Source organism: Parasalinivibrio latis, from assembly GCF_036825535.1.
In the GTDB taxonomy this organism is placed as follows: Bacteria; Pseudomonadota; Gammaproteobacteria; order Enterobacterales; family Vibrionaceae; genus Parasalinivibrio; species Parasalinivibrio latis.
Genome location: NZ_CP098812.1, coordinates 3,334,972 through 3,360,558, shown reverse-complemented (window position 1 = coordinate 3,360,558; position 25,587 = coordinate 3,334,972). Strand labels below are relative to the sequence as shown.

Here is a 25,587-nt window from a genome sequence, read left to right as displayed (position 1 = left end):
CGCCTTTTAATCCGCAAATGACTGCAGCTTACTTGGCGCCTGTACTCCAAGCGGAAAATACCGTTATTTTTGGCTTTCTGAGGTAATCACATGACAAATAAAGGTCCTGTATGTCAGGCAGACACTCCTGAAAAGATGGAATCACAACTACGCAGTGTCGACTTAAACCTGATCACTGTATTTGATGCAGTTATGCAGGAGCAAAACATCACTCGTGCAGCGCGTAACCTGGGTATGTCCCAGCCTGCTGTAAGTAACGCTGTTGCACGTTTGAAAGTCATGTTCAATGACGAGCTGTTTATCCGCCATGGTCGCGGTATCCAGCCAACACAACGTGCAAAGCAATTGTTCGGCCCTATCCGTCAGGCACTTCAGCTGATCAAGAATGAGCTGCCAATGTCTGTGTTTGCACCGGAGACATCAAACCGTCAATTCCGACTGGCAATCAGCAGCCCGTCAGACCTGCGCTTTGCGGCCCGTATTCTGAACAAGGTATCTGGTGTGGCCCCTCACATCCAGATGCAGCTGGAAACGGAATTTGATGCCAACCTGGCGCAAAAACTGCGTTACCAGGAAATCGACTTCGTGATTGATTACGTGAAGTTTGAAGAAGCGGGTTTCTGCAGCACTGAAATGTTCAGCGATGATCTGGTGGTGGTGGTGTCAGAAAATCACCCTCGCATCACCAACAGCATCAGTGCCCATGAGTTCAGCGTTGAGCAGCATGCTGTGCTGTACCACCCAGCGGGTGTAAATGGTTACGCAGGCTCACTGTATGAAGCCGGTCGCTACCGTGAGGCATACCATGGTAACAGCCTGAGCAACATCCTGTACGTCGTGAGCCAGTCTGAACTGGTTTGTGTAGCCCCTCGCTGGCTGGCTGAAACCAAAGCACGTCACCAACCGCTCAAGGTGCTGGAACTGCCGTTCGAAGACAACAAGATCAGCGGTTACCTGAGCTGGCACGAGTCCTCACAAAAGGACAAGGGTCACATCTGGATGCGTGACCAACTGCTGACTATCTGTGGTGATACAACGGTTTAAGACCTTCATCGGTCTGCAAAGAAGGTGATGCTACGGCATCACCTTTTTTTATGTCCTTTTGGTAATGCATCAATTTCGTTTGTAATTCATTGAGCTAACAGTTGTTCTCTGAATTGCTAAAGGACAAAACACTAAAAAATAATGATTCAGGCCAGATTTCATACGCTTTTTACTTGTCTTTTAGCGGCGCTTAATTAGACTTCATACTCTAATCAGCTTACAGGTGTAAGCCCAAATGAGAGATTATATGGCAAAAGCAGAGTTTCATATCGTCAATCGTATTCGTAACCAGGTTGCCACTCTGGCGGGGCGCACAGCAGTACGCTTTCAGCGCGATGGCAGCTGGATGAGCCTGACCTGGGCTGAGTTTGGCGCCAAAATTGATCGTGTTTCCCGTGCCATGCTGGCTATGGGGCTTGAGCGCCACGATACGGTAGCGATATATGCGGCGAACAGCGCACGATGGAGCATTGCAGATATTGCTGCATTGCAGATCCGTTGTGTGACCGTCCCTGTTTATGCAACCAACACAGCAGGCCAGACTGCCTATGTGATCAATGATGCCGGTGTAAAAGTCCTGTTCGCAGGCAACCAGCAACAATACGATGCCGCGATTAGCCTGTTTGAGCAGTGCCCGACCCTCCAACGTGTTGTTGCCATGGAAGCGGACATTGACCTCCGTGGCAACCCGCATGCCTGCCACTGGGATCAATTCTGCGAGTTTGGCTCAGAGTTTTCCCAGCTCGAACTGGACACCCGCATTGGCGAGGCTTCGCTGGATGACCTGATGACCCTGATTTACACCTCAGGTACCACGGGTGAGCCAAAAGGCGTGATGTTGGATTATGCCAACTTTGCGGCTCAGATTGACGTTCACAACCAGATGGTTGAACTGGACGGTAACGATACGTCCCTGGCTTTCCTTCCGCTGTCCCACGTGTTTGAACGTGCATGGAGCTTTTATGTGCTGCACCGGGGCGCGGTGAATGTATACCTGAGTGACACCAACCAGGTTCGTGAAGCAATGGCTGAAATCAAGCCGACCCATATGTGTGCGGTTCCTCGATTCTACGAGAAAATCTACGCGGCGGTTCACGATAAGGTTTCCCGCGCGCCGAAGATGCGTCAGAAACTGTTCCACTGGGCGGTCCGAATGGGTATGGAACGATTGTCTCTGCGCCAGGCGAAAAAGCCCGTGCCTATGCACCTGGAAGCCCGCTACAAGCTGGCGGACAAACTGGTACTGACCAAGCTGCGTGGCCTGCTCGGCGGCAACATTAAGATGATGCCTTGCGGCGGGGCGAAGCTGGACCCTGAAATTGGCCGCTTTTTCCATGCCATTGGTCTCAACGTCAAGCTGGGTTATGGCATGACCGAAACAGTTGCGACTATTTCCTGCTGGGATGACCTGTATTTTGACTATAAGTCTATCGGCCGTCCGATCCCGGGTTCAGAAATCCGCATCGGTGAGCAGAATGAAATTCAGGTGCGTGGCCCTATGGTAATGCGCGGCTACTACAACAAGCCTGAGGAGACCGCGGCGACCTTTACAGAAGACGGTTTCCTGCACACCGGCGATGTGGGTGAGTATGACGAAAACGGCAACCTGTTTATCACTGACCGCCTCAAAGAGCTGATGAAGACATCCTGCGGCAAGTACATTGCACCGCAGGTAATTGAAACGACTGTCGGCAAAGATCACCTGATCGAGCATATCGCAGTTGTCGCCGACGCGCGTAAGTTTGTTTCTGCCCTGGTGGTGCCATGCTTTGAGTCTTTGGAAGCCACGGCCCGCGAACTGAACATCGCTTACCACGATCGTCTGGATTTACTTCGTCACAGCCAGATTGTGGAACTGTTCGAAAAGCGTATTGCCGATCTGCAAAAAGAGCTGGCGAAATTTGAGCAAATCAAGAAGTTCACCTTATTGCCAAAAGCCTTCTCTATGGATGAAGGTGAGCTGACACCAACGTTGAAACTTCGCCGCAAGGTGATCACTGAGCGTTACAAAAAGCAGATCGACGACATGTACCACTAAAGGTTTCAGTCTGCCTCCTGTTAATGGGCCGGATGCTGTTTTCAGTGTCCGGCTTTTTCGTTGTTTGCTGGAAATTCGGATACATTTTTCTAACAAAAGGCTCTTACAGAAGAGAATTAACATGGAAAAGCTGAAAGTACTGCTTTACCTCAGGCCCAAAAGTCGATTTTTGATTTTACAAATAACTAATTATTTTGTTTCACGCGGTTATATTTACTAATTTGTCGGGATTTTATGATGTTTCATTGAGGTTTTTGGATTGTTTTAAGCGGATAAATATGAACCCTGATTACATAATAGACAACTTGTTGTTTGTCACGGTAAAGTTAACAGGCTTAGTCGGCGCTTGTTACGACACGCGCTGATGGCATAGCTAGGGACAGCAGGAGCTGGCCCGACAGGCAAAAAGTAAGTCCTACTATGCATACAGGGAGGCAAATGTGGACATGTTATCCGGCGCTGAGATGATCGTGCGCTCGCTCATCGATCAGGGCGTAAAACACATCTTTGGATATCCGGGCGGGTCGGTTCTCGACATCTATGACGCCCTTCACCAGCAAGAAGGTATTGAGCACGTTCTGGTTCGCCATGAACAGGCTGCCGTGCACATGGCTGACGGTTATGCCCGCTCTACCGGCGAAGTAGGCTGTGTTCTGGTTACTTCCGGCCCCGGCGCAACCAATGCGATTACCGGTATTGCGACCGCTTACTATGATTCTGTCCCAATGGTTGTATTATCCGGCCAGGTAATGAGCTACCTGATTGGCGGCGATGCATTCCAGGAATGTGACATGGTGGGTGTATCCCGGCCAATCGTAAAACACAGTTTCCTGGTTCAGAAAACGGAAGATATTCCTGAAACCATCAAAAAGGCATTTTATATCGCCTCTACCGGTCGTCCCGGCCCGGTCGTGGTTGACCTGCCAAAGGATATGCTGAACCCGGCCAACAAATTTCCTTATTCTTATCCGGAATCGGTACACCTGCGTTCCTACAACCCAACCACATCCGGCCACAAAGGCCAGATTAAGCGTGGCCTGAAAGCGTTGTTGGAAGCCAAGAAACCGGTTCTGTATATCGGAGGGGGCGCCATTATTTCAAGCTGTGACCAGCAGTTGCTGAAAGTGGCTGAAACCCTGAACTTACCTGTTATCAGTACCCTGATGGGGTTGGGATCTTTCCCTGGCACCCATGAAAATGCACTGGGTATGTTGGGTATGCACGGTACTTACGAAGCCAATATGGCAATGCACAATGCTGACCTGATCTTTGCTGTCGGCGTGCGTTTCGATGACCGTACCACCAACAACCTGGAAAAATACTGCCCGAATGCAGCGGTACTGCATATCGACATCGATCCGTCGAGCATTTCCAAAAATGTGAAGGCTGATATCCCTATTGTCGGCTCGGCAGACGTGGTGCTGGATAAAATGCTCAAGCTGCTCGAAGAGCAGGGCGGAACAAATGATACCCAGGCGCTTGAGCAGTGGTGGAGCAATATCAATGTCTGGCGAGAGCGTAAGTGCCTTTCTTACCAGTCTGACCCTGAACGCATTAAGCCTCAGCAGGTTATCGAAACCCTCTACAAGCTGACCAAAGGCGAAGCCTATGTCGCGTCAGACGTAGGTCAGCACCAGATGTTTGCTGCGCTGTATTACCCGTTTGATAAACCGCGCCGCTGGATCAACTCTGGTGGCCTCGGCACCATGGGCTTTGGCCTTCCTGCGGCGATGGGGGTTAAGTTTGCATTGCCGGATGCCGATGTGATGTGTGTTACCGGTGATGGCAGTATCCAGATGAACATCCAGGAGCTGTCTACCGCGCTGCAGTACGATATTCCGGTTAAGATCATCAACCTGAACAACCGCTTCCTCGGCATGGTGAAGCAGTGGCAGGATATGATTTACCAAGGCCGCCACTCTCATTCCTACATGGATTCGGTGCCTGATTTTGCTGCGATTGCCGAAGCCTACGGGCATGTGGGTATTCGTATCACCCATCCTTCTGAGCTGGAAGCTGGCCTTCAGAAAGCACTTGAGCAGAAAAACCGCCTCGTGTTCGTCGACATCAATGTGGATGAAACTGAGCATGTGTACCCAATGCAGGTACGTGGTGGTGCGATGAATGAGATGTGGTTGAGCAAAACGGAGAGAACCTGATGGAACGGAGTATCATTTCACTGCTGATGGAAAACCAGCCCGGTGCCCTGTCCCGTGTGGTAGGTTTGTTCTCCCAGCGTGGTTACAACATCGAATCACTGAACGTATCGCCGACAGATGACCCTACGCTGTCCCGCCTGAATATTACCACCAAGGTGGTAAAGGAGGAGGAGCGGGAGCAGATCGAGAAGCAACTGCACAAGCTGATTGATGTGCTAAAGGTCTCCAATGTCACTGAAGCCGAGCATATCGAGCGTGAGCTGGCGTTGGTCAAGGTTAAGGCGGCAGGGTTTGCCCGCGCGGAAGTGAAACGTACCGCCGATATTTTCCGTGGCCAGATTGTGGACGTAACCAACAGCCAGTATACGGTACAGATTGCCGGTACCAGTGAAAAACTGGATGCGTTTATCCATGCCGTGGGGGATGTCACTGAAATTATCGAAGTGGCCCGCAGCGGTATTGTGGGCATCAACCGAGGTGAGCGCGCACTTCGTGCTTAAAGTGTGTTACCTCTAACATGTTGAAGTATTTTTAAAAGGCAGCCTGGCTGCCTTTTTTGTTTTATGCCCCGAAAGTATATTTTTTGTCCGGTCATTGAAACAGCTGTAATTATCCGTAAACTATGCCGCTTGGTTGAAAAATGAGCGGAGATACAGGCGGTGAAAAAAGTGGTTAATGTGGTGAATAAGGTGTTGGTCAGGGCAACAAGCCTTTCATTGCTGATGATGGCATTCAAGGTTAGCGCGGTGTTCCTGGTCCCTCTTGTTTTGCTTGCCCGAACCCATTTTAAAGAGCTTACCCGTTGGTAAAACGGATCCAGCGTTATCCCTGTCCCTCCAGTGCCAGGCGGATAAAATCCGCTTGCTGCTCCCAGTACATATAATATTTTTCCAGAGCTGTTTCGGGGTCTGCACTGAGTATCTGTTTTATAAAACCCGACAGTGCGTCAGGGGACATGTAGTTCTGGGGCTTATAGCTCAAGCTGTTCAGTGAAAACGCCAGGTACCTTTCGACACCAAGTAAGCTGTTTTTGAAAAATACCTTCAGCGGTTGGTTTCCTGCCCCTTCAACCAGAGCCAGGTGGAGTTCCCGGTGAAACTGTTCCCGTGCCGGTTGGTAGCCGGGATTGATGGTGCCGGGAAGAAACCTCAGGGCGTGAAGCCTTCCGAGTATATCCAGCCTTTGGTTTTCGTCACGTGGCTTGTCAGACAGCAGCCTTGATGCCGACAGTAACAGGCATTCCAATAAATCTTCAAAGCCGGGGCGGGTAAGCGGAGGGATAACTACGCCTTTTTGTGGTTCGCTAAGCAACAAACCTTCAGCACAAAGGATGGCAAGGGCTTCCCGTGTTGGAGAGGCTCCTGTCCGGTATTGGTTTACCAGTGAAGCCACTGTCAGGCGTGAACCAGGCTTAAGTTGTCCGGCATACAGTGCCTGCCTAAGGGTGTCGGCCATTTCTGTGGCCTGGGAGTGTCCGGGCATAAGTTCCGTTTATGGTCGTCAGGTTTGAATAGTTTACCGAATCTGGCCAGCAAAAGACCGGGGTGCAGATACAAAAAAGGAGCCTTTCGGCTCCTTCTTCAATGCCTTGACAGGCAGGACACTGATTACAGTACGTGTACAGAAGCAGTGTTGGTAGTGCCAGATGGAACCAGGGCGCCAGATACCATAACTACGATATCGCCTTTCTTCGCCATGCCAGATTCCAGAGACAGTTCTTTACCCAGACGGTAGAACTCGTCAGTGCTTGCGATGCTGTTAACAACAACTGGAGTTACGCCTTTGCTCAGGCACAGTTGCGCAGCAGTCTTCTGGTTAGTGGTAACAGCCAGGATGTTCGCTTTAGGGAAGTACTTACGTACAGAGCGAGCAGACTTACCAGCTTCAGTAGCAACAACAATCAGAGGCGCGCTCAGCTTCTCAGAAGTGTCTACTGCACCCTTACATACTGCTTCAGTGATGCGCAGGCGTGGGCTGTCCAGACGTGAACCCAGGTCAGCGTTCATTGCCGCGTCAGTACGCTCACAGATTTGAGCCATGATAGATACAGCTTCTACTGGGTACTTACCTTTAGCTGATTCGCCTGACAGCATAACTGCGTCAGTACCGTCCATGATGGCGTTTGCAACGTCACCGGCTTCCGCGCGGGTTGGACGTGGGTTCTTGATCATAGAATCCAGCATCTGAGTTGCAGTGATAACCATCTTGCGAGCGCGGTTACACTTCTCGATCATCATCTTCTGGGCGAAGATAACTTCTTCAACTGGGATTTCAACACCCAGGTCACCACGAGCAACCATGATGCCGTCAGAAACTTCAAGGATTTCGTCGAAGTTGTCTACGCCTTCCTGGTTTTCGATCTTAGAGATGATCTTGATGTCTGAACCGCCATTTGCTTCCAGCAGTTCACGGATTTCCAGAACGTCTTCTTTCTTACGGATGAAAGAAGCAGCGATGAAGTCAACGCCTTGCTCACAACCGAACTTCAGGTCAGACTTATCTTTTTCAGCCAGAGCTGGCAGCTTCACAGAAACGCCTGGCAGGTTAACACCTTTGTTTTCACCCAGGTCGCCGTTGTTCAGAACCTTACAAACTACATCAGTTTCAGTAGTTTCCAGTACTTCCATCTCGATCAGGCCGTCATCAACCAGAACAGTGTTACCTACTTTCAGGTCACGAGCCAGGCCTTCATAAGTTACTGCTACACGCTCTTTGTTACCAACAACAGTCTTGTCAGTAGTCAGAGTGAAAGTTTGGCCAGCAACCAGAGAAACGTCATCGCCGTTTTCCAGCTTGATGGTACGGATCTCAGGACCCTTGGTGTCGAGCAGGATTGCCAGCTGCTTGCCGGTGTCCTTCATCACTTCACGCAGAGTGTTAATGCGAGTGCCGTGCTCTTCGTAATCGCCGTGTGAGAAGTTCAGGCGCATTACGTTCATGCCAGCGTTAGCCAGCTTGGTCAGCATCTCTTTTGACTCAGATTTAGGGCCAATCGTACAAACGATCTTGGTCTTTTTCATTGAGAAGTTTCTCCGGTCGAACTTTGACGTTTTGGGATTTTATTGCAACAGACGGCCTCGAAACCATCATCCAGATTTCAGTGGCTTAGCGTCTACCGTTTGTCACCCCTCTCTTTCTCTTCCTGAAAAGGGCATACGCCTGTCGCAATGTATACTTGCTAGCACCGGGCCCTATCTGTCGATAATGCCGTTTGGGCCTGGGCATTTCCGGAAAGTACAGTTTTTGTGAACTGTTACTGTTCAAGCCGCTGGTTTTCGCAAACCACGGTATTCCGGAATACTTACCCGGCGCTGATTATACGCATACGTTATTGCAGCGTTTTGATCATGGGCAACCCTTTATCAGGCTGCAGACGCTGCAATCACTCTGAAATGGATCAGAATGTAAAACGCTTGTCAAATTACAAGGCCGTAAATTTACCACAATCGGGGCAGTAAATCACCACTCTGTAACGGTTATCCTGACAAGGAAAAATAACTATTTTTACCTTCAACGGGTTCAGGTTTGGTTTTTCCCGACACTTTCCAGAAGAGTCGGGAGTATGGTAACCAAGGAATGTAGACCATTTTCAGGGGGAACGTGCACGAATTGAGGGAGGCTGACGCGACCCTCTATGAGATAAGACTGGTGTTACGAAGCTGAGAGCTAATTTTGCAGGAAAAGTTACTACATCTGTGGTTTTCTCTTCTTTGTTTTGTAACTGCCTTACATGAACCTTGTATCACGCTACAGCATTGTTCGGATTGTCATTGCTCCGCTGTAGTTTCTGCGCCAGTTCTTCTTTGGAAATCGGGCGGGAAAAATAATATCCCTGGATAACCTTGATTCCACAGGCGCTGACCAGCGCCAGCTCATTCTCGGTTTCTACACCTTCTGCAATGATTTGGTAATTGAGTTTTCCGAGAGTCTCGCTGATTGCCCGGTAAAGAATGCAACCTTCTTTTGAATGGGTTTTTGCAAGAAACTGCCGGTCGAGTTTCACGATATCAGCCTCGAGCTCGGCCAGCAGTGACAGGCTGGAGTAGCCGGAACCAAAATCATCAATGGCGACGGGAATACCTGCGCTCCGCAGTTTCTGCACTGACAATTTCGCAACAACAAGGTGCTGAATGTAAGATGACTCAGTCACCTCAATGACGACCGGATATCCTTTTAGACGGGTTATCAGGAACTCAATGGTACTGTCATCCAGCAGGGAGTCAGCAGTGATGTTGATACTGACCTTTTGCAAAGGAACCTTCTGTTCCAGCCAGTGATCAATGTCCTGGGCGGCCTGTTCTATCACCCACCTGTCAATGCAGGTCATCATACCTGCCCCGGCAAAGTCATCGAGAAACGCCGGGCCATAAATCCTGCCTTTTTTCTTCAGCCTAAGCAGGGCCTCCATCCCAATGATTTTTCCGGTATCCGCGCAGTATTGTGGCTGGTAGTAAAGCAACAGCTCTCCGTTAATGAGATCATACATATGCTGCTGCAGCACCACCTGTTGCTGGTTCAGTTCATTCTGAGCCTGGTGCATGCGCACATCGCTGCGGCTGACAACGTCATTGGTGAGGTTGAGCGCTCTGGTGAGGTTGTCACGCAAACTTTCACTGCTACCGACCTCAAACCGCATGATAAATGGCCGGTATAGCAGGACACCCAGAAGAATCAGGAGGCCTTGTACGGCAACGGCAAATGTACTGTGCGTCACCATCCAGCTGTTGAAGAAAACAGGGGTAACCCACTCTATGGTGGTTTCCACCACGGGCACGGGGTGGAAAGTGAGAAGTGTCTGTGCCAGCAACTGGTTGATAAGCGGAACCATCAGGAAGGGGATGGCAAGGGTAGGGTTATAAATTACCGGCAAACCAAAAAGGAGGAGTTCATTAACATTAATCAGTGCAAAAGGCAGTGAAAGCTTGGCGACAGCACGGGCATGGGAGTTTCGGGAAAAAAGGAGAATTGCCAGAATAATGGACCAACTGCTGCCGGCGCCTCCGGGGGAAACAAACACGTCAAAAAAGGTATTAAAAGGTATCCCTGATACGTAAGGCTCCGCCACAAAGCCGGTATCAAAAAATGTGTAGTACGCTGATGCGCCATGAATGCCGGTTAACCAGAAGAGGTGAATTGAGACGGTGTGAACCAGTGCTTCAATTTGTGTTGGCAAAGAAGCTACCCATTGAACAAAGGGATAAATGCTGAAAAAACTGAGAAGTGGCAGGGTTCCGAGTGCAGCAAAGAATATGATGATATAGGGCAGGGCGGCATCAATGTTCCGGACCAACGTTGAGTTGAGCCTTCCTTCATTGTCGATAGAAAGGCGAAGGTACTTTCTAATCATCACATAAAATCCCCATACCAAAATAGGCGTGAGTACCGCGTGATGAAGTACAAAGTTATCCGTTACGATGAACTGCCCATCGCTGAGTTTTATGGTTCCGGAAAAACAGATGAAGGTAAGCAGCGATAAAATGGTGGCATGAATACGATCGTAGGAGAAGTTGAGTGCCAAATGGTAAGCAATAGATATAACGAGAAAAAGAGGGAAGCCAATGGCAAATATGCTGGAAAGGAATAGTGAATTTTGTTCGCTCACGATGTAGTGCGAGACACCAAGCGCATTTATTGCAACCCAAACTGAGCGCAGGAACATAAAGGGGAGTAGTGCCAGTGCGGCATCCCTTAGGGATATAAATAGTACGCGGCCCAATGAAGGTGAAAGTATCATTGTCGACAACCCTGTCTGTGTCAGTTAATTGTCTGAAAGCCCACATCATTTACTACGCTTGTGATTGAAGGGGTGTCTCTGTTTCCTTCAGGTGTTTCAGAACTTATTTTAGCTAATGAAATAAAATAGATTGCAATACAACTGATTGAAAGTGAATAAATTTCATACTGATATATTTATCTATAGTGAAATAAATGCAGTTCAATTAGTTGTTTGAATTTAATGAATTTTGTGACTGATTGGGTGAAGATTTATTGGTTGTTTATTTTCGGATATTTGGGAGCAATGTTACCCACCTGGATATTTAGGTGGGTAATTATATGGGAAATAGTTCAAATATTGGTCAGAGGTAACATTGATCTATCAGGCGAGGGATGTAGTTAACCAAGCCTGCAATTCTTTTAGCTGGTCTGCGTATTGAGGATAGGCGACCGCGACTTCTGATACTGCCCCGCTGAATGCAGCCGGTGTGTAGACAACACCAACCAGAATTTCTGAAAGTGATTCCAAAGGAGCAGGATCCAGACTGTCGGTGAAGATCTGACAGCGACTGATATGTGCTTTTTCAACATCCAGATGGATCTCAACGCCACCCCAGTTGAAGCGCTCTTCCAGACTATGGGTAAAATGCGGAGTATGGCCAAAATTCCATTCCCAACAGCTTTGGGTTGCGAACTTCTCTGCAAAGCCGGGAAGACTCGGGAGGGATTCCGGTGAAATCAGTTCTGGTTCAGCCTGTTCGTGGTAATAAGTGAAGAAGGCCTGCTTGATCGCTTCACAAACCTGCTCGTGATCGATATTCGCATTCAACTCACAAAGGTTGATCACCCTTGAACGGACAGAGGCAATTCCCTTGGCTTGCAGCTTTTTCGGATCCGGGTTTAGGTAATTTGCCAGCCGGGAAAGATCAGCATTCAGTAACAGGGTTCCGTGGTGAAATCCCCGATCCATGGTTTCGCGATAGGCGGATCCTGAGAACTTACGTTCACCCAGGCTATCTTCCACTATCAGATCATTACGTCCAGAAGTTTTGGCTTCAATACCCAGTGACTTCAGTGCATTGAGGACGATATTGGTGGAGACTGTCTTGTCGTATTCCGGCTTTCCCGCCATAAAGGTGAAGTTGGTGTTGCCCAAATCGTGGAATACTGCACCACCACCACTTTGCCGTCGGGCCAGAGTGATGCCGTCAGCTTCCATTTTTGCCGTATTGCACTCCTTCCATGGGTTTTGTGCCCGTCCTACAACCACAGTATCAGCATTCCGCCACAAGAACAGTACGCGCTGGTCTGCGGGCATATTCCTGAAAATAGTGTCTTCTACGGCGAGGTTAAACCAGGGGTTGGTAGACGTGGAGAGCAGGACTCGGAGTGACATGACGACTTTTCCGGATTGTGTGATGAATTGATGAAAATGTACTTCATTCTCGTTTAAGGGTAAAGAAACAACAACTTACAAATATGTACTAGTTCATGAAAACATTTTTACTGAGATCTGTTGATATTCTAATCAATATCGCTTTATTATCTCCGTGAAGCCCGTGATTGTTTCGCCTCAATGTTAATCACCGGAGTTTTGTTTCAGTATTTCTTCTGCGTGAACTCACAGCAGAACCCTTGGAAAGAAAAGTATTTACTGTCCGGCTTGATTACGAAGCTGGAATGAAAAGAGAGCGCCTGAATGACATTAGACCTCATCACAGAAATCCTCGGATGGACATCCGTTGCCTTCTACATTTCTATCACTGTGTTCAACACAATGAAGGTAACCCGCTATGCAGCGTTTGGCTCAGCAGCCAATGATACATTGTGGGCATTTCTGATGGGTTGGTGGCCGAAGGTGATTCTTAACCTGTCTGTGGCATCACTGAACACTTACCGCTACGCCAAGGATTTCACCAACGCTTCCAAAGCGGTGATCCTGACACTGGGTGGTGTGATGGGAGCGGGTATTGCGTATATCGGCTATGTTGCGGTGACCGGCTTTCTGGCAAACCCAACACTGCCCGTTGCATTACAGTTCGCTGACCTTGGTGTGATTCTGTTGGCGCTTTATATGACTGACCTGAAAAACTACCGCAAGCTGATGCTGGTATCCGGTTTTGTAGGTATGGCGGCTTATTGGGGCAACCCACAGATGATGATTATCAAAGCGCTGGTTATTGGCATTATGACCTTCAAGCTGTTCTTTGATAAACGCGCTGAACCGGTTCCGGAAGCGGCGTAAATCCAGATACAAAATAAAACGGCAGAGCCTCACTCTGCCGTTTTTGCCAACAGAACAACCAATTAAATTGATTTGAGTGATACCCCAAGCATTCGAACCGTGATTGGGCAATAATAACGGGCTTGTGATGCATGATAGTTGTGCCAGTGGTCCGGCACTTATTCGCTTTACGTCCTCATTCCGGTATGTCCCTGAGCATCTCAGACAACCGGGTCAATACACCAGTAAACACCGGCTGCACTTATGTCCATATTTACTCTGATACAGGCAGGGCTGCTTGTTGGAGGAGGGGTTTTTATTGTCATGCTTATTCGTGCATGGCTGAAAAACCGGTCGCAGGAAGCGCAGACAAAAATTATCCCTATCGGCCTTATCGGCGGTTTTGCCAACTTTTGCGATACCCTGGGAATCGGCAGTTTTGCCATCATGACCGCAGGCTACAAGCAATTCAAACTGGTTGACGACAAAGTGCTTCCCGGCACGCTTAACTGCCAATGTGTGCTTGCGACAACGGTGCAAGGGCTGATATTCCTGACAGCGGTTAAGGTTGATCCCATTACGCTTTTAAGCCTGGTAGCAGCAGCCTGTGCGGGGGCAACCTTCGGAGCGAAAATCGTCTCCGGCTGGGATCGCCAGCTTATCCGCATTGTGATGGCGATGGCTCTGCTGGTTGTCGCCGGACTGATGCTGGCCGGACAACTGAAACTGTTTCCGATTGGCGGTACTGCACTTGGGCTTAGCGGCTGGAAACTGGCAGCGGGTATAGCTGGCAATTTCCTGTTCGGTGCCTTGATGACGATAGGTATCGGCCTTTATGCCCCGTGCATGACCATGATCTATATGCTGGGTATGAACCCGCTTGCCGCCTTCCCGGTCATGATGTGCTCCTGTGCATTCCTGAGCTACTTCTCATCAGGCGGCTTCCTGTTACGTAACCGGGTCAATACCCGAGCTGCGCTGGTGGTAGCCATTACCGGCCCTATTGGGGTAGTGATTGCGGCCTATCTGGTGAAGTCGCTTGATATGCACTTGCTGGCGTGGCTGGTCACCGGTGTGGTGCTCTATACCTCAGTCACCATGTACCGTTCCTGGCAAAAGGGCCGGAAACTTTCTCCGGTCGTGGCGAATGCCTGAGAGCTGCTTGAATACAGGAAAGGGCATGTCTGACATGCCCTTTTCCATATCCGGGTGACCATCAGTGCACTCTGCTACGGACTTCCTGCAAAGCAATAAGCCAGAACTGTGATACCAACAGTTGCTTTTGGTCGACCGGGAAACGTAGTATGGAAAGTGCTTGTTAAGCTTTTGTGAATCAGAAAAGGAGTTTTCTATGTCTAAAGGCCGCGTTTCAAGTAAAAGAATCAAGCAGATGCTGAAGTCGGTTCAGGAAAAGAAAGAGAAGTAACTGACTTGAAGGAGAGAGTAAGTCTCTCCTTTTTTATACCCTTTGATTCCCATCTTCCTTCAGCTTTGCATTTTCATCATTCCTATCAGGTAAAGCGCTGCAAGCACCAAACAAATAGCAGATGAAACCACCATAAATGTCATTCGTTGAGCCAGTTCCTGTAAATAGGGATGGTCAGCCATAAAAACCACAGGAATGCCTGCCAGCCCGCGAAGCAGAAAAATACCGCCAATAACCGTGAGTGCCGGGGTGGTGAACGGAAATTTACCAATTATCCCGGCTCCCGAAAATGCGTACAGCCCCCAAACCAGGAGCAACGCAGCGATAACTGCGGTAATGACTGCCGGATAAGTTTTCCCTGCTTCTGCCATTTGAGCCATCTTTTCGCCGGCGCCAAAGAAACGGTACCAGTTCGGACCACCAAAGATTATTGCTACATGCAGTACCGCGGCAATGATACTCCCGGCACCACCGATAATCAGATACGGATTTGTCATTTCCCTTCCTTTCAGAGTTCTTGCTTCCACTGTTTCCTTACCATGCGGGAATAGATGTCTTACATCAACCTTGCTGAATGATTAAATGTTGTCCGGCCTGACTGTTGCCAGTACGTCTACCCTTGAGTATCTGCAATTTTAGGAGTGCAACATGACAACCCTTTATGCCTTTCCGCCCACTCGCTCAAACCGGGCACAGTGGGCACTTGAAGAACTGGGTCTACCCTATGACAGCCATATCGTGAACCTTGAAGGGGGTGAGCAGAATGCCAGTGAGCACCTCAGCCGCCACCCATTGGGTGTTGTTCCCGTACTGGAAACCGGCCAATACAGGCTGTTTGAATCGGTGGCGATCGTTATGCAGCTGATCGATGAAAATCCGGGGTTGGGCTTAGCACCGGAACCGGGCACACCTGAGCGGGCACAGTATTACCAGTGGTGTGTCTACGCGCCGGCGGAAATGGATTGCCGCCTGATGGAGTACTTCGACAATAAACTCAGGCCGCTTTACGCAATGAGGCCGCCCGGCAGGCAGTACAATCTGGAGGCAGCAGAACAGGGCAAATACCAGTTCAGTTTGCGCGCCAATGCGGTGAGCAAGGTTTTGGAAAAGCAGGATTACATTCTGGGTGATGTCTTCAGCGGTGCCGACATTGCCGTCGGGCACTCTTGCTTTATGGCGAAGCTGATGGGATTAATCGGAGAATACCCGGTGTTGGAAGCTTATTACGACCGGCTTAACCAGCGTCCTGCACACCGGAAAGTTTATGGTGTTGCCGGCGGTTAGTATTTAAACCCGTGCAATACCCCAGTTTCATATTGTTGGGGTAGAGATAGTGGTGGTTATTTTTTAATCTGGAGTAATTGATCGGATGAAAAGGATCGCCACTATGTTCACGCGAGGGTTCAATAAGGTCTATATGAAGGCGCTCTGGCTTGCGGCCAAAGTTTTGCCGATATCCAAACCGACAATGTTTATCGGCAAGGACTCATCGCTTGAGCTTTGTCGATCGATAGCCCTTATGGGTATCAAGAAGTTGCTGATAGTGACTGATGCCGGAATTGTGCAACTGGGATTTGTTGAGAAGCTTTCTTGTGAGCTGGAAAAATGGAGTGTGGCGGTTGAGTGTTACAGCGAGGTCACACCGGATCCAACTTATGATCAGGCTGAAGCCGCGGTGGCGCTGTACAAGCAAACCCGTTGTGGTGCGGTACTTGCCATTGGCGGGGGATCACCTCTGGATTGTGGTAAGGCTGTGGCTGCGCTGGCAACCAATAAAAAGCCTATCAAGAAACTGACAGGCCTTTTGAAACTGCGCAAAGCCCCGGCTCCTCTGTTTGTTATCCCAACTACGGCAGGGACAGGGTCGGAAGTGACCGTTGCTGCGGTAGTGTCTGATCCGTTTACCCACCAGAAAACCCCAATACTCGACCACAAACTGATGCCTGTTGCTGCTGCACTGGATGCGGCTTTAATGTTGGGGCTTCCTCCTCATGTCACAGCCCAGACCGGGATGGACGCACTGACCCATGCAGTTGAATCCTATATTTCAGGCAATGCCACGCCGGAAACCGATCGTTACGCTCTGGCTGCGGTTAAGTTGATATCACGCAGTCTGGAAACCACCGTCTCCAACGGAAAGGACCTTGAAGCCCGAGAGGATATGGCCCTGGCATCCTACTACGCCGGTTTAGCCTTCACTAAAGCCGGCCTTGGTTACACCCATGCCATTGCCCATACACTGGGCTCCCAATATGGGACGCCCCATGGGTTAGCCAATGCCGTGGTGCTTCCCCATGTGCTGAGGTATTCGAAGAGCAGCGCTGCTCCCCGGCTGGCTGAGTTGGCAGAAACCATCGGAATTGGAGAGGGTAGTGAAGACAAAGCTGATGCCTTTATTTCATGGGTCAGGGATCTTCAACTGAAACTGGGTATACCAGAGACCCTTGAGGCGATGAACAAAAGTGATATCCCAGAGATAGCCCGCCAGGCATGCCTTGAGGCAGTGTGGAACTACCCCGTCCCCAAATTCATGGAGCAGAAAGATTGTGAGAAGGTGGTAGCAAAGCTACTACCGGCTCCCCATGCTTGAGTGGGAGAAAATATTTTTAAGCGGTGTCCAATAACCATCCCTGTTGTCGTCAAAGATGTGACTGTGCCGTGAATCGGCTACGTTATATAGACAACAAGGAGTAATGATATGACGACCAAAACCTACCTTTGTATCCAACGCAGTGATGGTGGAAACTGCGAGCCGCCTTCGCCGTCCGACATGGAAAAAATGTATGCAAATTTCATGGCGTGGAAAGAAAAGTTTTCCGACAACATTGTTGATATGGGCGGAAAGCTGGCTTCTGGCGGGAAATTGGTTCGCCATGGCGGTGCCGTCACTGATGGCCCTTATATGGAAACCAAGGAAATCATCGGTGGATTTATGATTATCTCGGCAGAGAATTATGAAGAGGCTGAACAGGTGGTTCTGGAAAGCCCCGGTGTGGCCGGCAGCGGTACCAGTGTGGAAATCCGGGAAATACAGACTCAATAGTCGGTAGGTCACGGTCAGCATGGAAATTCTGGAGCGTACATTTCGCCATGAATATGGGAAGCTGGTGGCTTCCCTTTCCCGGCGATTTGGCTCAGGCAACTTCGACAGGGTAGAAGATGCAGTGCAGGGGGCCATGCTGAAGGCTACACAAGTCTGGCCCGTACAGGGGAAGCCAGAAAAACCTTCTGCATGGTTATACCGGGTCGCCGCCAACCGGTTGCTGGATGAATTCAAACATCAGCGCCGCCTTTCCTTCATTGAAGAGTCTCAAATTAATCATCCCTCTTATATAGAAGATGAGGGAAAGCTGACTGGAGAGTTGCAGGATGATGCCCTGTTTCTCCTTTTTCAATGCTGCGATGAACGTATTCCTGAAAAGTCCCAACTGGTTTTTACCCTGAAAGCACTTTGCGGGTTCAGTGTCAGTGAAATCAGCGCACGTCTCTTTATATCGGAAGACAACGTATATAAGCGTTACAACCGGGCCAAGGCAAAGCTCCGGGTTTTATATGGTGAGCAGGATTCCCCAACTGATGATTGGTACAGTGTCCGATGTCCGGCGGTATTGCATGTACTCTACCTGATGTTCAATGAGGGTTACCTGTCGGTAGATAGCACCAGCCCAATTCGGCTGGAACTCTGTAGCGAAGCGATGAGGCTCATGACATGGCTGCTGTCACACCCTTCCGGGAAAAGTCCTGTTGCTTGTGCGCTTAATGCTCTGATGTATTTCCACCATGCCCGTATACCCGCCAGACAAGATAATGTCGGTGGGTTGGTGCTTTTGGAGGAGCAGGACAGAAGCCTGTGGAGCCGGGAGGAAATTTGGCAGGGAATGGTTTGGTTGGAAAGGGCATCCGCGGGGGAGGAATTCTCCCGTTACCATGGAGAGGCGGGGATTGCAGCTGAGCATTGCCTGGCTCCGTCACTGGATGAAACCAATTGGGCCAATATTGTCTCCCTATACGATATGCTAAGTGCGATTCAGCCATCCCCGTTCTACCGGTTGAACCAGGCTGTTGCCATTGCATACTGGAAAGGGCCGAACCTCGCACTGCAAAAGTTGAAAGAGGCTGAACCGCCAGGCTGGCTTGAAGGACATTATTTGTGGGCTGCTGTTTGCTCCGACTTATACCGCCAGACGGGTAATAGGGAGTTGGCAAGCTACTTTGCTACTCAGGCTATCGATCAGGCGCCGACAGAACCAATAAAAACAGCGCTGAAGAGGCGGCTGTCCTTATCTATAAATGGATAGAGTGAATTTTGGGTGTTTTTTGACCGCTCCGCGTTGGTGGTATTGCAAGAAAACTTCAAGCCCGGCTTCTGATATACAGCTTCCAACCCAGATTTGGCGAGCTTTCTGGTACGGAAAGTAACCGAAAAGTGCCTTTTTTGCCCCTTTCGCTGCCTTCGTGACCATTCGATGAATTTTTTCCGAAAAAAGGGTTGCACGAAAATTTCAGATCTCTATACTGCGCTCCTGTCGACGGGGAACGGAGTGTGACTCCGGTCACGAAAGCGGTAAAACGAAGTCTCAGGATAACGTACGCTAACGTCGATATTGCTCTTTAACAATTTGACCATGCAATCTGTGTGGGCGCTCGTTGAAACAGAATAAAGAATTTATTCAATGAATCGAGTGACCAAACGAGATTCCTGCAAAGGAATATCGGCACAGTCAATTCATTCCTTAGTAATAAGGAATAACAGTATTCATTGAGCCAAACCTTCGGGTTTGAAAAAACTTTAATTGAAGAGTTTGATCATGGCTCAGATTGAACGCTGGCGGCAGGCCTAACACATGCAAGTCGAGCGGCAGCGACAACAACAATCCTTCGGGAGCGTTGTTGGGCGGCGAGCGGCGGACGGGTGAGTAATGCTTGGGGATCTGCCTCTGGGCGGGGGATAACTACTGGAAACGGTAGCTAATACCGCATAATGTCTACGGACCAAAGCGGGGGACCTTCGGGCCTCGCACCCAGAGATGAGCCCAAGTGGGATTAGCTAGTTGGTGGGGTAATGGCTCACCAAGGCGACGATCCCTAGCTGGTCTGAGAGGATGATCAGCCACACTGGAACTGAGACACGGTCCAGACTCCTACGGGAGGCAGCAGTGGGGAATATTGCACAATGGGGGAAACCCTGATGCAGCCATGCCGCGTGTGTGAAGAAGGCCTTCGGGTTGTAAAGCACTTTCAGCAGTGAGGAAGGTGGTGTAGTTAATAGCTGCACCATTTGACGTTAGCTGCAGAAGAAGCACCGGCTAACTCCGTGCCAGCAGCCGCGGTAATACGGAGGGTGCGAGCGTTAATCGGAATTACTGGGCGTAAAGCGCATGCAGGCGGTCTGTTAAGTCAGATGTGAAAGCCCCGGGCTTAACCTGGGAGTTGCATTTGAGACTGGCAGGCTAGAGTCTTGTAGAGGGGGGTAGAATTCCAGGTGTAGCGGTGAAATGCGTAGAGATCTGGAGGAATACCGGTGGCGAAGGCGGCCCCCTGGACAAAGACTGACGCTCAGATGCGAAAGCGTGGGGAGCAAACAGGATTAGATACCCTGGTAGTCCACGCCGTAAACGATGTCTACTTGGAGGTTGTGCCTATAAGGTGTGGCTTTCGGAGCTAACGTGTTAAGTAGACCGCCTGGGGAGTACGGCCGCAAGGTTAAAACTCAAATGAATTGACGGGGGCCCGCACAAGCGGTGGAGCATGTGGTTTAATTCGATGCAACGCGAAGAACCTTACCTACTCTTGACATCCAGAGAAGCTTGAAGAGATTCGAGTGTGCCTTCGGGAGCTCTGAGACAGGTGCTGCATGGCTGTCGTCAGCTCGTGTTGTGAAATGTTGGGTTAAGTCCCGCAACGAGCGCAACCCTTATCCTTGTTTGCCAGCGAGTCATGTCGGGAACTCCAGGGAGACTGCCGGTGATAAACCGGAGGAAGGTGGGGACGACGTCAAGTCATCATGGCCCTTACGAGTAGGGCTACACACGTGCTACAATGGCATATACAGAGGGCAGCGAGACCGCGAGGTGGAGCGAATCCCAGAAAGTATGTCGTAGTCCGGATTGGAGTCTGCAACTCGACTCCATGAAGTCGGAATCGCTAGTAATCGTGGATCAGAATGCCACGGTGAATACGTTCCCGGGCCTTGTACACACCGCCCGTCACACCATGGGAGTGGGTTGCACCAGAAGTAGATAGCTTAACCTTCGGGAGGGCGTTTACCACGGTGTGATTCATGACTGGGGTGAAGTCGTAACAAGGTAGCCCTAGGGGAACCTGGGGCTGGATCACCTCCTTACCTAAACTGCTTCATGAGTGTCCACACAGATTGCCTGGTTAAATGTTTAAGTGGCGAAAGCGCTAATCAATGATGTTGTCATTGATTAACGCTTTTGCGTTGATTCTCGAAAGAGAATAGCTCTTTAACAATCTGGAAAGCTGACTAGTAATTCAATCGAAAGATTGGATTGTTTGCGAAAGCAAACAAGTTCTCAAAGCAAACACATTCAAGTGTTTTGGTAGTGCTTTAAGCACAACTCAATTTGAGTACGGCGAAAACCAAATCTTGGTCAACGTATGACTCGAAACTCCTTCGGGTTGTATGGTTAAGTGACTAAGCGTACACGGTGGATGCCTTGGCAGTCAGAGGCGATGAAGGACGTATTAACTTGCGATAAGCCCAGATAAGGCAGTAAAAGCCACTTGAGTCTGGGATGTCCGAATGGGGAAACCCACTGGCATAAGCCAGTATCGCTGCGTGAATACATAGCGCAGCGAGGCGAACCGGGAGAACTGAAACATCTAAGTACCCCGAGGAAAAGAAATCAACTGAGATTCCGGCAGTAGCGGCGAGCGAACCCGGATTAGCCCTTAAGCGTTTTAAGTGTTAGTGGAAGCCTCTGGAAAGTGGCGCGATACAGGGTGACAGCCCCGTACACGACAATGCTTTTAGCGTGAAAACGAGTAGGACGGGACACGTGTTATCTTGTCTGAAGATGGGGGGACCATCCTCCAAGGCTAAATACTCCTGACTGACCGATAGTGAACCAGTACCGTGAGGGAAAGGCGAAAAGAACCCCTGTGAGGGGAGTGAAATAGAACCTGAAACCGTGTACGTACAAGCAGTGGGAGCCCACTTGTTGGGTGACTGCGTACCTTTTGTATAATGGGTCAGCGACTTAATTTCAGTAGCAAGGTTAACCGCATAGGGGAGCCGTAGGGAAACCGAGTCTTAACTGGGCGTGCAGTTGCTGGAATTAGACCCGAAACCGAGTGATCTAGCCATGGGCAGGTTGAAGATTGAGTAACATCAATTGGAGGACCGAACCGACTAATGTTGAAAAATTAGCGGATGACTTGTGGCTAGGGGTGAAAGGCCAATCAAACTCGGAGATAGCTGGTTCTCCCCGAAAGCTATTTAGGTAGCGCCTCGGACGAATACTACTGGGGGTAGAGCACTGTTAAGGCTAGGGGGTCATCCCGACTTACCAACCCTTTGCAAACTCCGAATACCAGTAAGTACTATCCGGGAGACACACGGCGGGTGCTAACGTCCGTCGTGGAGAGGGAAACAACCCAGACCGCCAGCTAAGGTCCCAAAGTTATCGCTAAGTGGGAAACGATGTGGGAAGGCCCAGACAGCCAGGATGTTGGCTTAGAAGCAGCCATCATTTAAAGAAAGCGTAATAGCTCACTGGTCGAGTCGGCCTGCGCGGAAGATGTAACGGGGCTAAGCGATACACCGAAGCTGCGGCAATGCGATTTATCGCATTGGGTAGGGGAGCGTTCTGTAAGCGGCTGAAGGTGCACTGTAAGGTGTGCTGGACGTATCAGAAGTGCGAATGCTGACATGAGTAACGACAAAGGGGGTGAAAAACCTCCTCGCCGGAAGACCAAGGGTTCCTGTCCAACGTTAATCGGGGCAGGGTGAGTCGGCCCCTAAGGCGAGGCCGAAAGGCGTAGTCGATGGGAAACGGGTTAATATTCCCGTACTGCTGATAACTGCGATGGGGGGACGGAGAAGGCTAGGTGGGCCGGGCGACGGTTGTCCCGGTTCAAGGGTGTAGGCTGAGAAATTAGGTAAATCCGGTTTCTCTTAAGGCTGAGACCTGATGTCGAGCCACTACGGTGGTGAAGTCATTGATGCCATGCTTCCAGGAAAAGCCTCTAAGCTTCAGGTTATCAGTAACCGTACCCCAAACCGACACAGGTGGTCGGGTAGAGAATACCAAGGCGCTTGAGAGAACTCGGGTGAAGGAACTAGGCAAAATGGTACCGTAACTTCGGGAGAAGGTACGCTGCCCTTGGTGAAGTCCCTTGCGGATGGAGCTGAAGGCAGTCGCAGATACCAGGTGGCTGCAACTGTTTATTAAAAACATAGCACTGTGCAAATTCGAAAGAAGACGTATACGGTGTGACGCCTGCCCGGTGCCGGAAGGTTAATTGATGGGGTTAGTCTTCGGATGAAGCTCTTGATCGAAGCCCCGGTAAACGGCGGCCGTAACTATAACGGTCCTAAGGTAGCGAAATTCCTTGTCGGGTAAGTTCCGACCTGCACGAATGGCGTAATGATGGCCACGCTGTCTCCACCCGAGACTCAGTGAAATTGAAATCGCAGTGAAGATGCTGTGTACCCGCGGCTAGACGGAAAGACCCCGTGAACCTTTACTACAGCTTGGCACTGAACATTGAGCCTACATGTGTAGGATAGGTGGGAGGCTTTGAAGCGGTGACGCCAGTTGCCGTGGAGCCATCCTTGAAATACCACCCTTGTATGTTTGATGTTCTAACTTGGCCCCGTTATCCGGGGTGAGGACAGTGCCTGGTGGGTAGTTTGACTGGGGCGGTCTCCTCCCAAAGAGTAACGGAGGAGCACGAAGGTGGGCTAATCACGGTCGGACATCGTGAGGTTAGTGCAATGGCATAAGCCCGCTTGACTGCGAGAATGACGGTTCGAGCAGGTGCGAAAGCAGGTCATAGTGATCCGGTGGTTCTGAATGGAAGGGCCATCGCTCAACGGATAAAAGGTACTCCGGGGATAACAGGCTGATACCGCCCAAGAGTTCATATCGACGGCGGTGTTTGGCACCTCGATGTCGGCTCATCACATCCTGGGGCTGAAGTCGGTCCCAAGGGTATGGCTGTTCGCCATTTAAAGTGGTACGCGAGCTGGGTTTAGAACGTCGTGAGACAGTTCGGTCCCTATCTGCCGTGGGCGTTGGAGAATTGAGAGGGGCTGCTCCTAGTACGAGAGGACCGGAGTGGACGAACCTCTGGTGTTCGGGTTGTCACGCCAGTGGCATTGCCCGGTAGCTAAGTTCGGAATCGATAACCGCTGAAAGCATCTAAGCGGGAAGCGAGCCTCAAGATGAGTTCTCCCTGACACTTTAAGTGTCCTAAAGGGTTGTCGGAGACTACGACGTAGATAGGCAGGGTGTGTAAGCGCTGTGAGGCGTTGAGCTAACCTGTACTAATTGCCCGTGAGGCTTAACCATACAACACCCAAGGGGTTTTGTGCGTACTCAAGAGAATCAAACATCTTGAATGTGTAAGAGAACACGCTAGAAGACATCAGCTTTCAAGATTGTACCGAATTTGTCTGGCGACCATAGCATTGTGGCTCCACCTGAACCCATGCCGAACTCAGAAGTGAAACGCAATAGCGCCGATGGTAGTGTGGGGTCTCCCCATGTGAGAGTAGGACATCGCCAGGCTTCCAAATTGGTTTTCATCTTTTTAGAAAAAAGATGAAGGCAAAAAGTAGAAGAAGCCCTGACCTGACGGTCAGGGCTTTTTTGCGTTTGGGGAAAAGAAACCGGACCTGGGAAGAAAAGGCCCTGGGAAAACAGAGTAGGGCTGAAAAGTAGCCTCAGGGACTAAGGAACAACCGTAATATCCTGTTCAGTGGTGTTATCAGAGGTGACTTCTATAGGGGAGTAATCTTCGTATATCTGAAACCCGTCGGCGGCGGTTTCATGAGAACTGGCGTCATCAACAAATGCAGTACATGTATACCCAAGACTGTATGTGCCCGGGTCAATGAACCCAAACTCGTAGCTGTACACTGTCTCGCCTTGGGAATCTGTACCCTCTGTAACGGATGCAACAGCTAAAGGTTCTGTTAAGGCGGGATCGGTTGTCCCTAAATCTCCCATGTTGGCCTTACTCAGAACGCCCGAGTACAGGTAGACAGCATGTACAGCAGAAACATTGTTTATCGCATTGAGTGAAGCACTGTCCGTTTCACATGCCTGATATTGCGCTAAATTAACATCTCCTTTGATATGTCCGGATACCGATGCATTTACCAGCGTAACTGCATTGGAGTTCATCAGCATGTAATCCAGCCCTTGTGGGTCGCTGAGCCCTTTTCGAAGGTCAAATTCAACGATATAGCTGTTACTGCCGGAATCGATTCTTACAAACTCATCACTTTGGGAAAACTTCAGGCGCCCCTGATCGGAGGTATTAGGTTTGTACCCGAAGCAACTGCCTTTACTGGGAACAACCAGACCTTTTAGTGAGCCATCACTTTTTTCAACATAAGATAATGAATCATCATTGAGGAATTTGCCGTCTTTGGCATAGACGCAAAGTGCGTAATCACCAGGTGGGACGACTTGTTCGTTGATGATGGTTTCGGACTGGCTACCCTGATATTGCATTAAATCGATTTTGCGCAAATCTCCGGAATTGCTGACATTGATCGCGATAGGATCTCCGCTTTGCTCTCCAGTATCCGGATTGAAAGGAACCAGTACTACATCTTCAAAAGCCAGGACGACTTTGTTGGCGGTATCAACGGCAGCGTCTGACACGCCAAGAGTAAAACTCGTAGATGCTTGGGATGATGCATCTCCGGAACTATCACCTCCACATCCGGCAAGAACCGCGCCGGCGGAGAGCGCGAATAAGAATGGCTGACTGTTTTTCATAG

At 49.9% G+C, this 25,587-nt stretch carries 17 protein-coding genes and 3 rRNA genes; 14 read left to right on the top strand and 6 right to left on the bottom strand.

All coding sequences use genetic code 11. The features are described from left to right. Positions 1-90: 90 nt before the first annotated feature. The 5 genes from leuO to NF212_RS15150 all read left to right on the top strand — a co-directional run bounded on the left by leuO (position 91) and on the right by NF212_RS15150 (position 6,050). The gene (gene leuO, locus NF212_RS15170) at positions 91-1,044 is read left to right on the top strand and encodes a transcriptional regulator LeuO (RefSeq protein WP_434357050.1); all 954 of its coding nucleotides are present in this window, start codon (positions 91-93) and stop codon (positions 1,042-1,044) included. A 247-nt stretch (positions 1,045-1,291) separates the two neighbouring features. Beyond that, positions 1,292-3,082 (top strand): AMP-dependent synthetase/ligase, encoded by a 1,791-nt coding sequence (locus NF212_RS15165; RefSeq protein WP_434360895.1) that lies wholly within the window; start codon positions 1,292-1,294, stop codon positions 3,080-3,082. Positions 3,083-3,522: 440 nt separating this feature from the next. Next, a complete protein-coding gene (locus tag NF212_RS15160; RefSeq protein ID WP_434357048.1) occupies positions 3,523-5,241 on the top strand; it encodes an acetolactate synthase 3 large subunit in 1,719 nt (572 codons plus the stop codon). Beyond that, entirely contained in the window at positions 5,241-5,741 is a 501-nt protein-coding gene (ilvN, locus tag NF212_RS15155) for an acetolactate synthase small subunit (protein WP_434357046.1), read from the top strand. Before NF212_RS15160 ends, ilvN begins: the two co-directional genes overlap by 1 nt. 159 nt (positions 5,742-5,900) lie before the next feature. Continuing rightward, positions 5,901-6,050: a hypothetical protein gene (locus NF212_RS15150; protein WP_434357044.1), complete on the top strand. Its 150-nt coding sequence runs from the start codon at positions 5,901-5,903 to the stop codon at positions 6,048-6,050. A gap of 13 nt (positions 6,051-6,063) precedes the next feature. Here NF212_RS15150 and NF212_RS15145 read toward each other — a convergent pair whose 3' ends face one another. From NF212_RS15145 to NF212_RS15130, 4 genes are all read right to left on the bottom strand, one after another. Then, positions 6,064-6,696 (bottom strand): GntR family transcriptional regulator, encoded by a 633-nt coding sequence (locus NF212_RS15145; RefSeq protein ID WP_434357042.1) that lies wholly within the window; start codon positions 6,694-6,696, stop codon positions 6,064-6,066. Positions 6,697-6,848: 152 nt separating this feature from the next. Beyond that, the gene (pykF, locus tag NF212_RS15140; RefSeq protein WP_434357040.1) at positions 6,849-8,261 is read right to left on the bottom strand and encodes a pyruvate kinase PykF; all 1,413 of its coding nucleotides are present in this window, start codon (positions 8,259-8,261) and stop codon (positions 6,849-6,851) included. A gap of 722 nt (positions 8,262-8,983) precedes the next feature. Beyond that, positions 8,984-10,975: an EAL domain-containing protein gene (locus NF212_RS15135; RefSeq protein WP_434357038.1), complete on the bottom strand. Its 1,992-nt coding sequence runs from the start codon at positions 10,973-10,975 to the stop codon at positions 8,984-8,986. Positions 10,976-11,338: 363 nt separating this feature from the next. Then, on the bottom strand, positions 11,339-12,352 hold the full coding sequence (locus tag NF212_RS15130) for a lipoate--protein ligase (protein WP_434357036.1): 1,014 nt from the start codon (positions 12,350-12,352) through the stop codon (positions 11,339-11,341). 303 nt (positions 12,353-12,655) lie between these two features. Between NF212_RS15130 and NF212_RS15125 the strand changes: the two genes are divergently transcribed. Together NF212_RS15125 and NF212_RS15120 are read left to right on the top strand one after the other, a co-directional pair. Next, positions 12,656-13,201: a hypothetical protein gene (locus NF212_RS15125; RefSeq protein ID WP_434357034.1), complete on the top strand. Its 546-nt coding sequence runs from the start codon at positions 12,656-12,658 to the stop codon at positions 13,199-13,201. Between the two features lie 243 nt (positions 13,202-13,444). Further along, positions 13,445-14,335, top strand: coding sequence for a sulfite exporter TauE/SafE family protein (locus NF212_RS15120; RefSeq protein ID WP_434357032.1), 891 nt, complete (start codon positions 13,445-13,447; stop codon positions 14,333-14,335). Positions 14,336-14,665: 330 nt separating this feature from the next. On the opposite strand, the gene NF212_RS15115 is transcribed toward NF212_RS15120, so the two are convergent. Next, positions 14,666-15,103 (bottom strand): hypothetical protein, encoded by a 438-nt coding sequence (locus NF212_RS15115; RefSeq protein ID WP_434357030.1) that lies wholly within the window; start codon positions 15,101-15,103, stop codon positions 14,666-14,668. A 151-nt stretch (positions 15,104-15,254) separates the two neighbouring features. Here NF212_RS15115 and NF212_RS15110 point away from each other — a divergent pair, with 151 nt between their 5' ends. The 7 genes from NF212_RS15110 (at position 15,255) to rrf (ending at position 24,364) form a co-directional block, all read left to right on the top strand. Then, positions 15,255-15,890 carry a glutathione S-transferase family protein gene (locus NF212_RS15110; RefSeq protein WP_434357028.1) on the top strand — a complete coding sequence of 212 codons (636 nt, stop codon included), beginning with the start codon at positions 15,255-15,257 and terminating at the stop codon, positions 15,888-15,890. Between the two features lie 85 nt (positions 15,891-15,975). Further along, positions 15,976-17,196: an iron-containing alcohol dehydrogenase gene (locus NF212_RS15105; RefSeq protein ID WP_434357026.1), complete on the top strand. Its 1,221-nt coding sequence runs from the start codon at positions 15,976-15,978 to the stop codon at positions 17,194-17,196. 108 nt (positions 17,197-17,304) lie between these two features. Beyond that, complete coding sequence (locus tag NF212_RS15100; RefSeq protein ID WP_434357024.1) at positions 17,305-17,649, top strand: YciI family protein; 345 nt, start codon at positions 17,305-17,307, stop codon at positions 17,647-17,649. A 19-nt stretch (positions 17,650-17,668) separates the two neighbouring features. Next, entirely contained in the window at positions 17,669-18,904 is a 1,236-nt protein-coding gene (locus NF212_RS15095) for an RNA polymerase sigma factor (protein WP_434357022.1), read from the top strand. A gap of 492 nt (positions 18,905-19,396) precedes the next feature. Continuing rightward, positions 19,397-20,949 (top strand): 16S ribosomal RNA (locus tag NF212_RS15090). A gap of 305 nt (positions 20,950-21,254) precedes the next feature. After that, positions 21,255-24,145, top strand: a 23S ribosomal RNA gene (locus tag NF212_RS15085). 103 nt (positions 24,146-24,248) lie between these two features. Next, positions 24,249-24,364, top strand: a 5S ribosomal RNA gene (rrf, locus tag NF212_RS15080). The 16S, 23S and 5S rRNA genes sit together here, the layout of an rRNA operon. Before the next feature lie 162 nt (positions 24,365-24,526). On the opposite strand, the gene NF212_RS15075 is transcribed toward rrf, so the two are convergent. Further along, positions 24,527-25,585, bottom strand: coding sequence for a DUF4382 domain-containing protein (locus tag NF212_RS15075; protein ID WP_434357020.1), 1,059 nt, complete (start codon positions 25,583-25,585; stop codon positions 24,527-24,529). Positions 25,586-25,587: the final 2 nt, after the last annotated feature.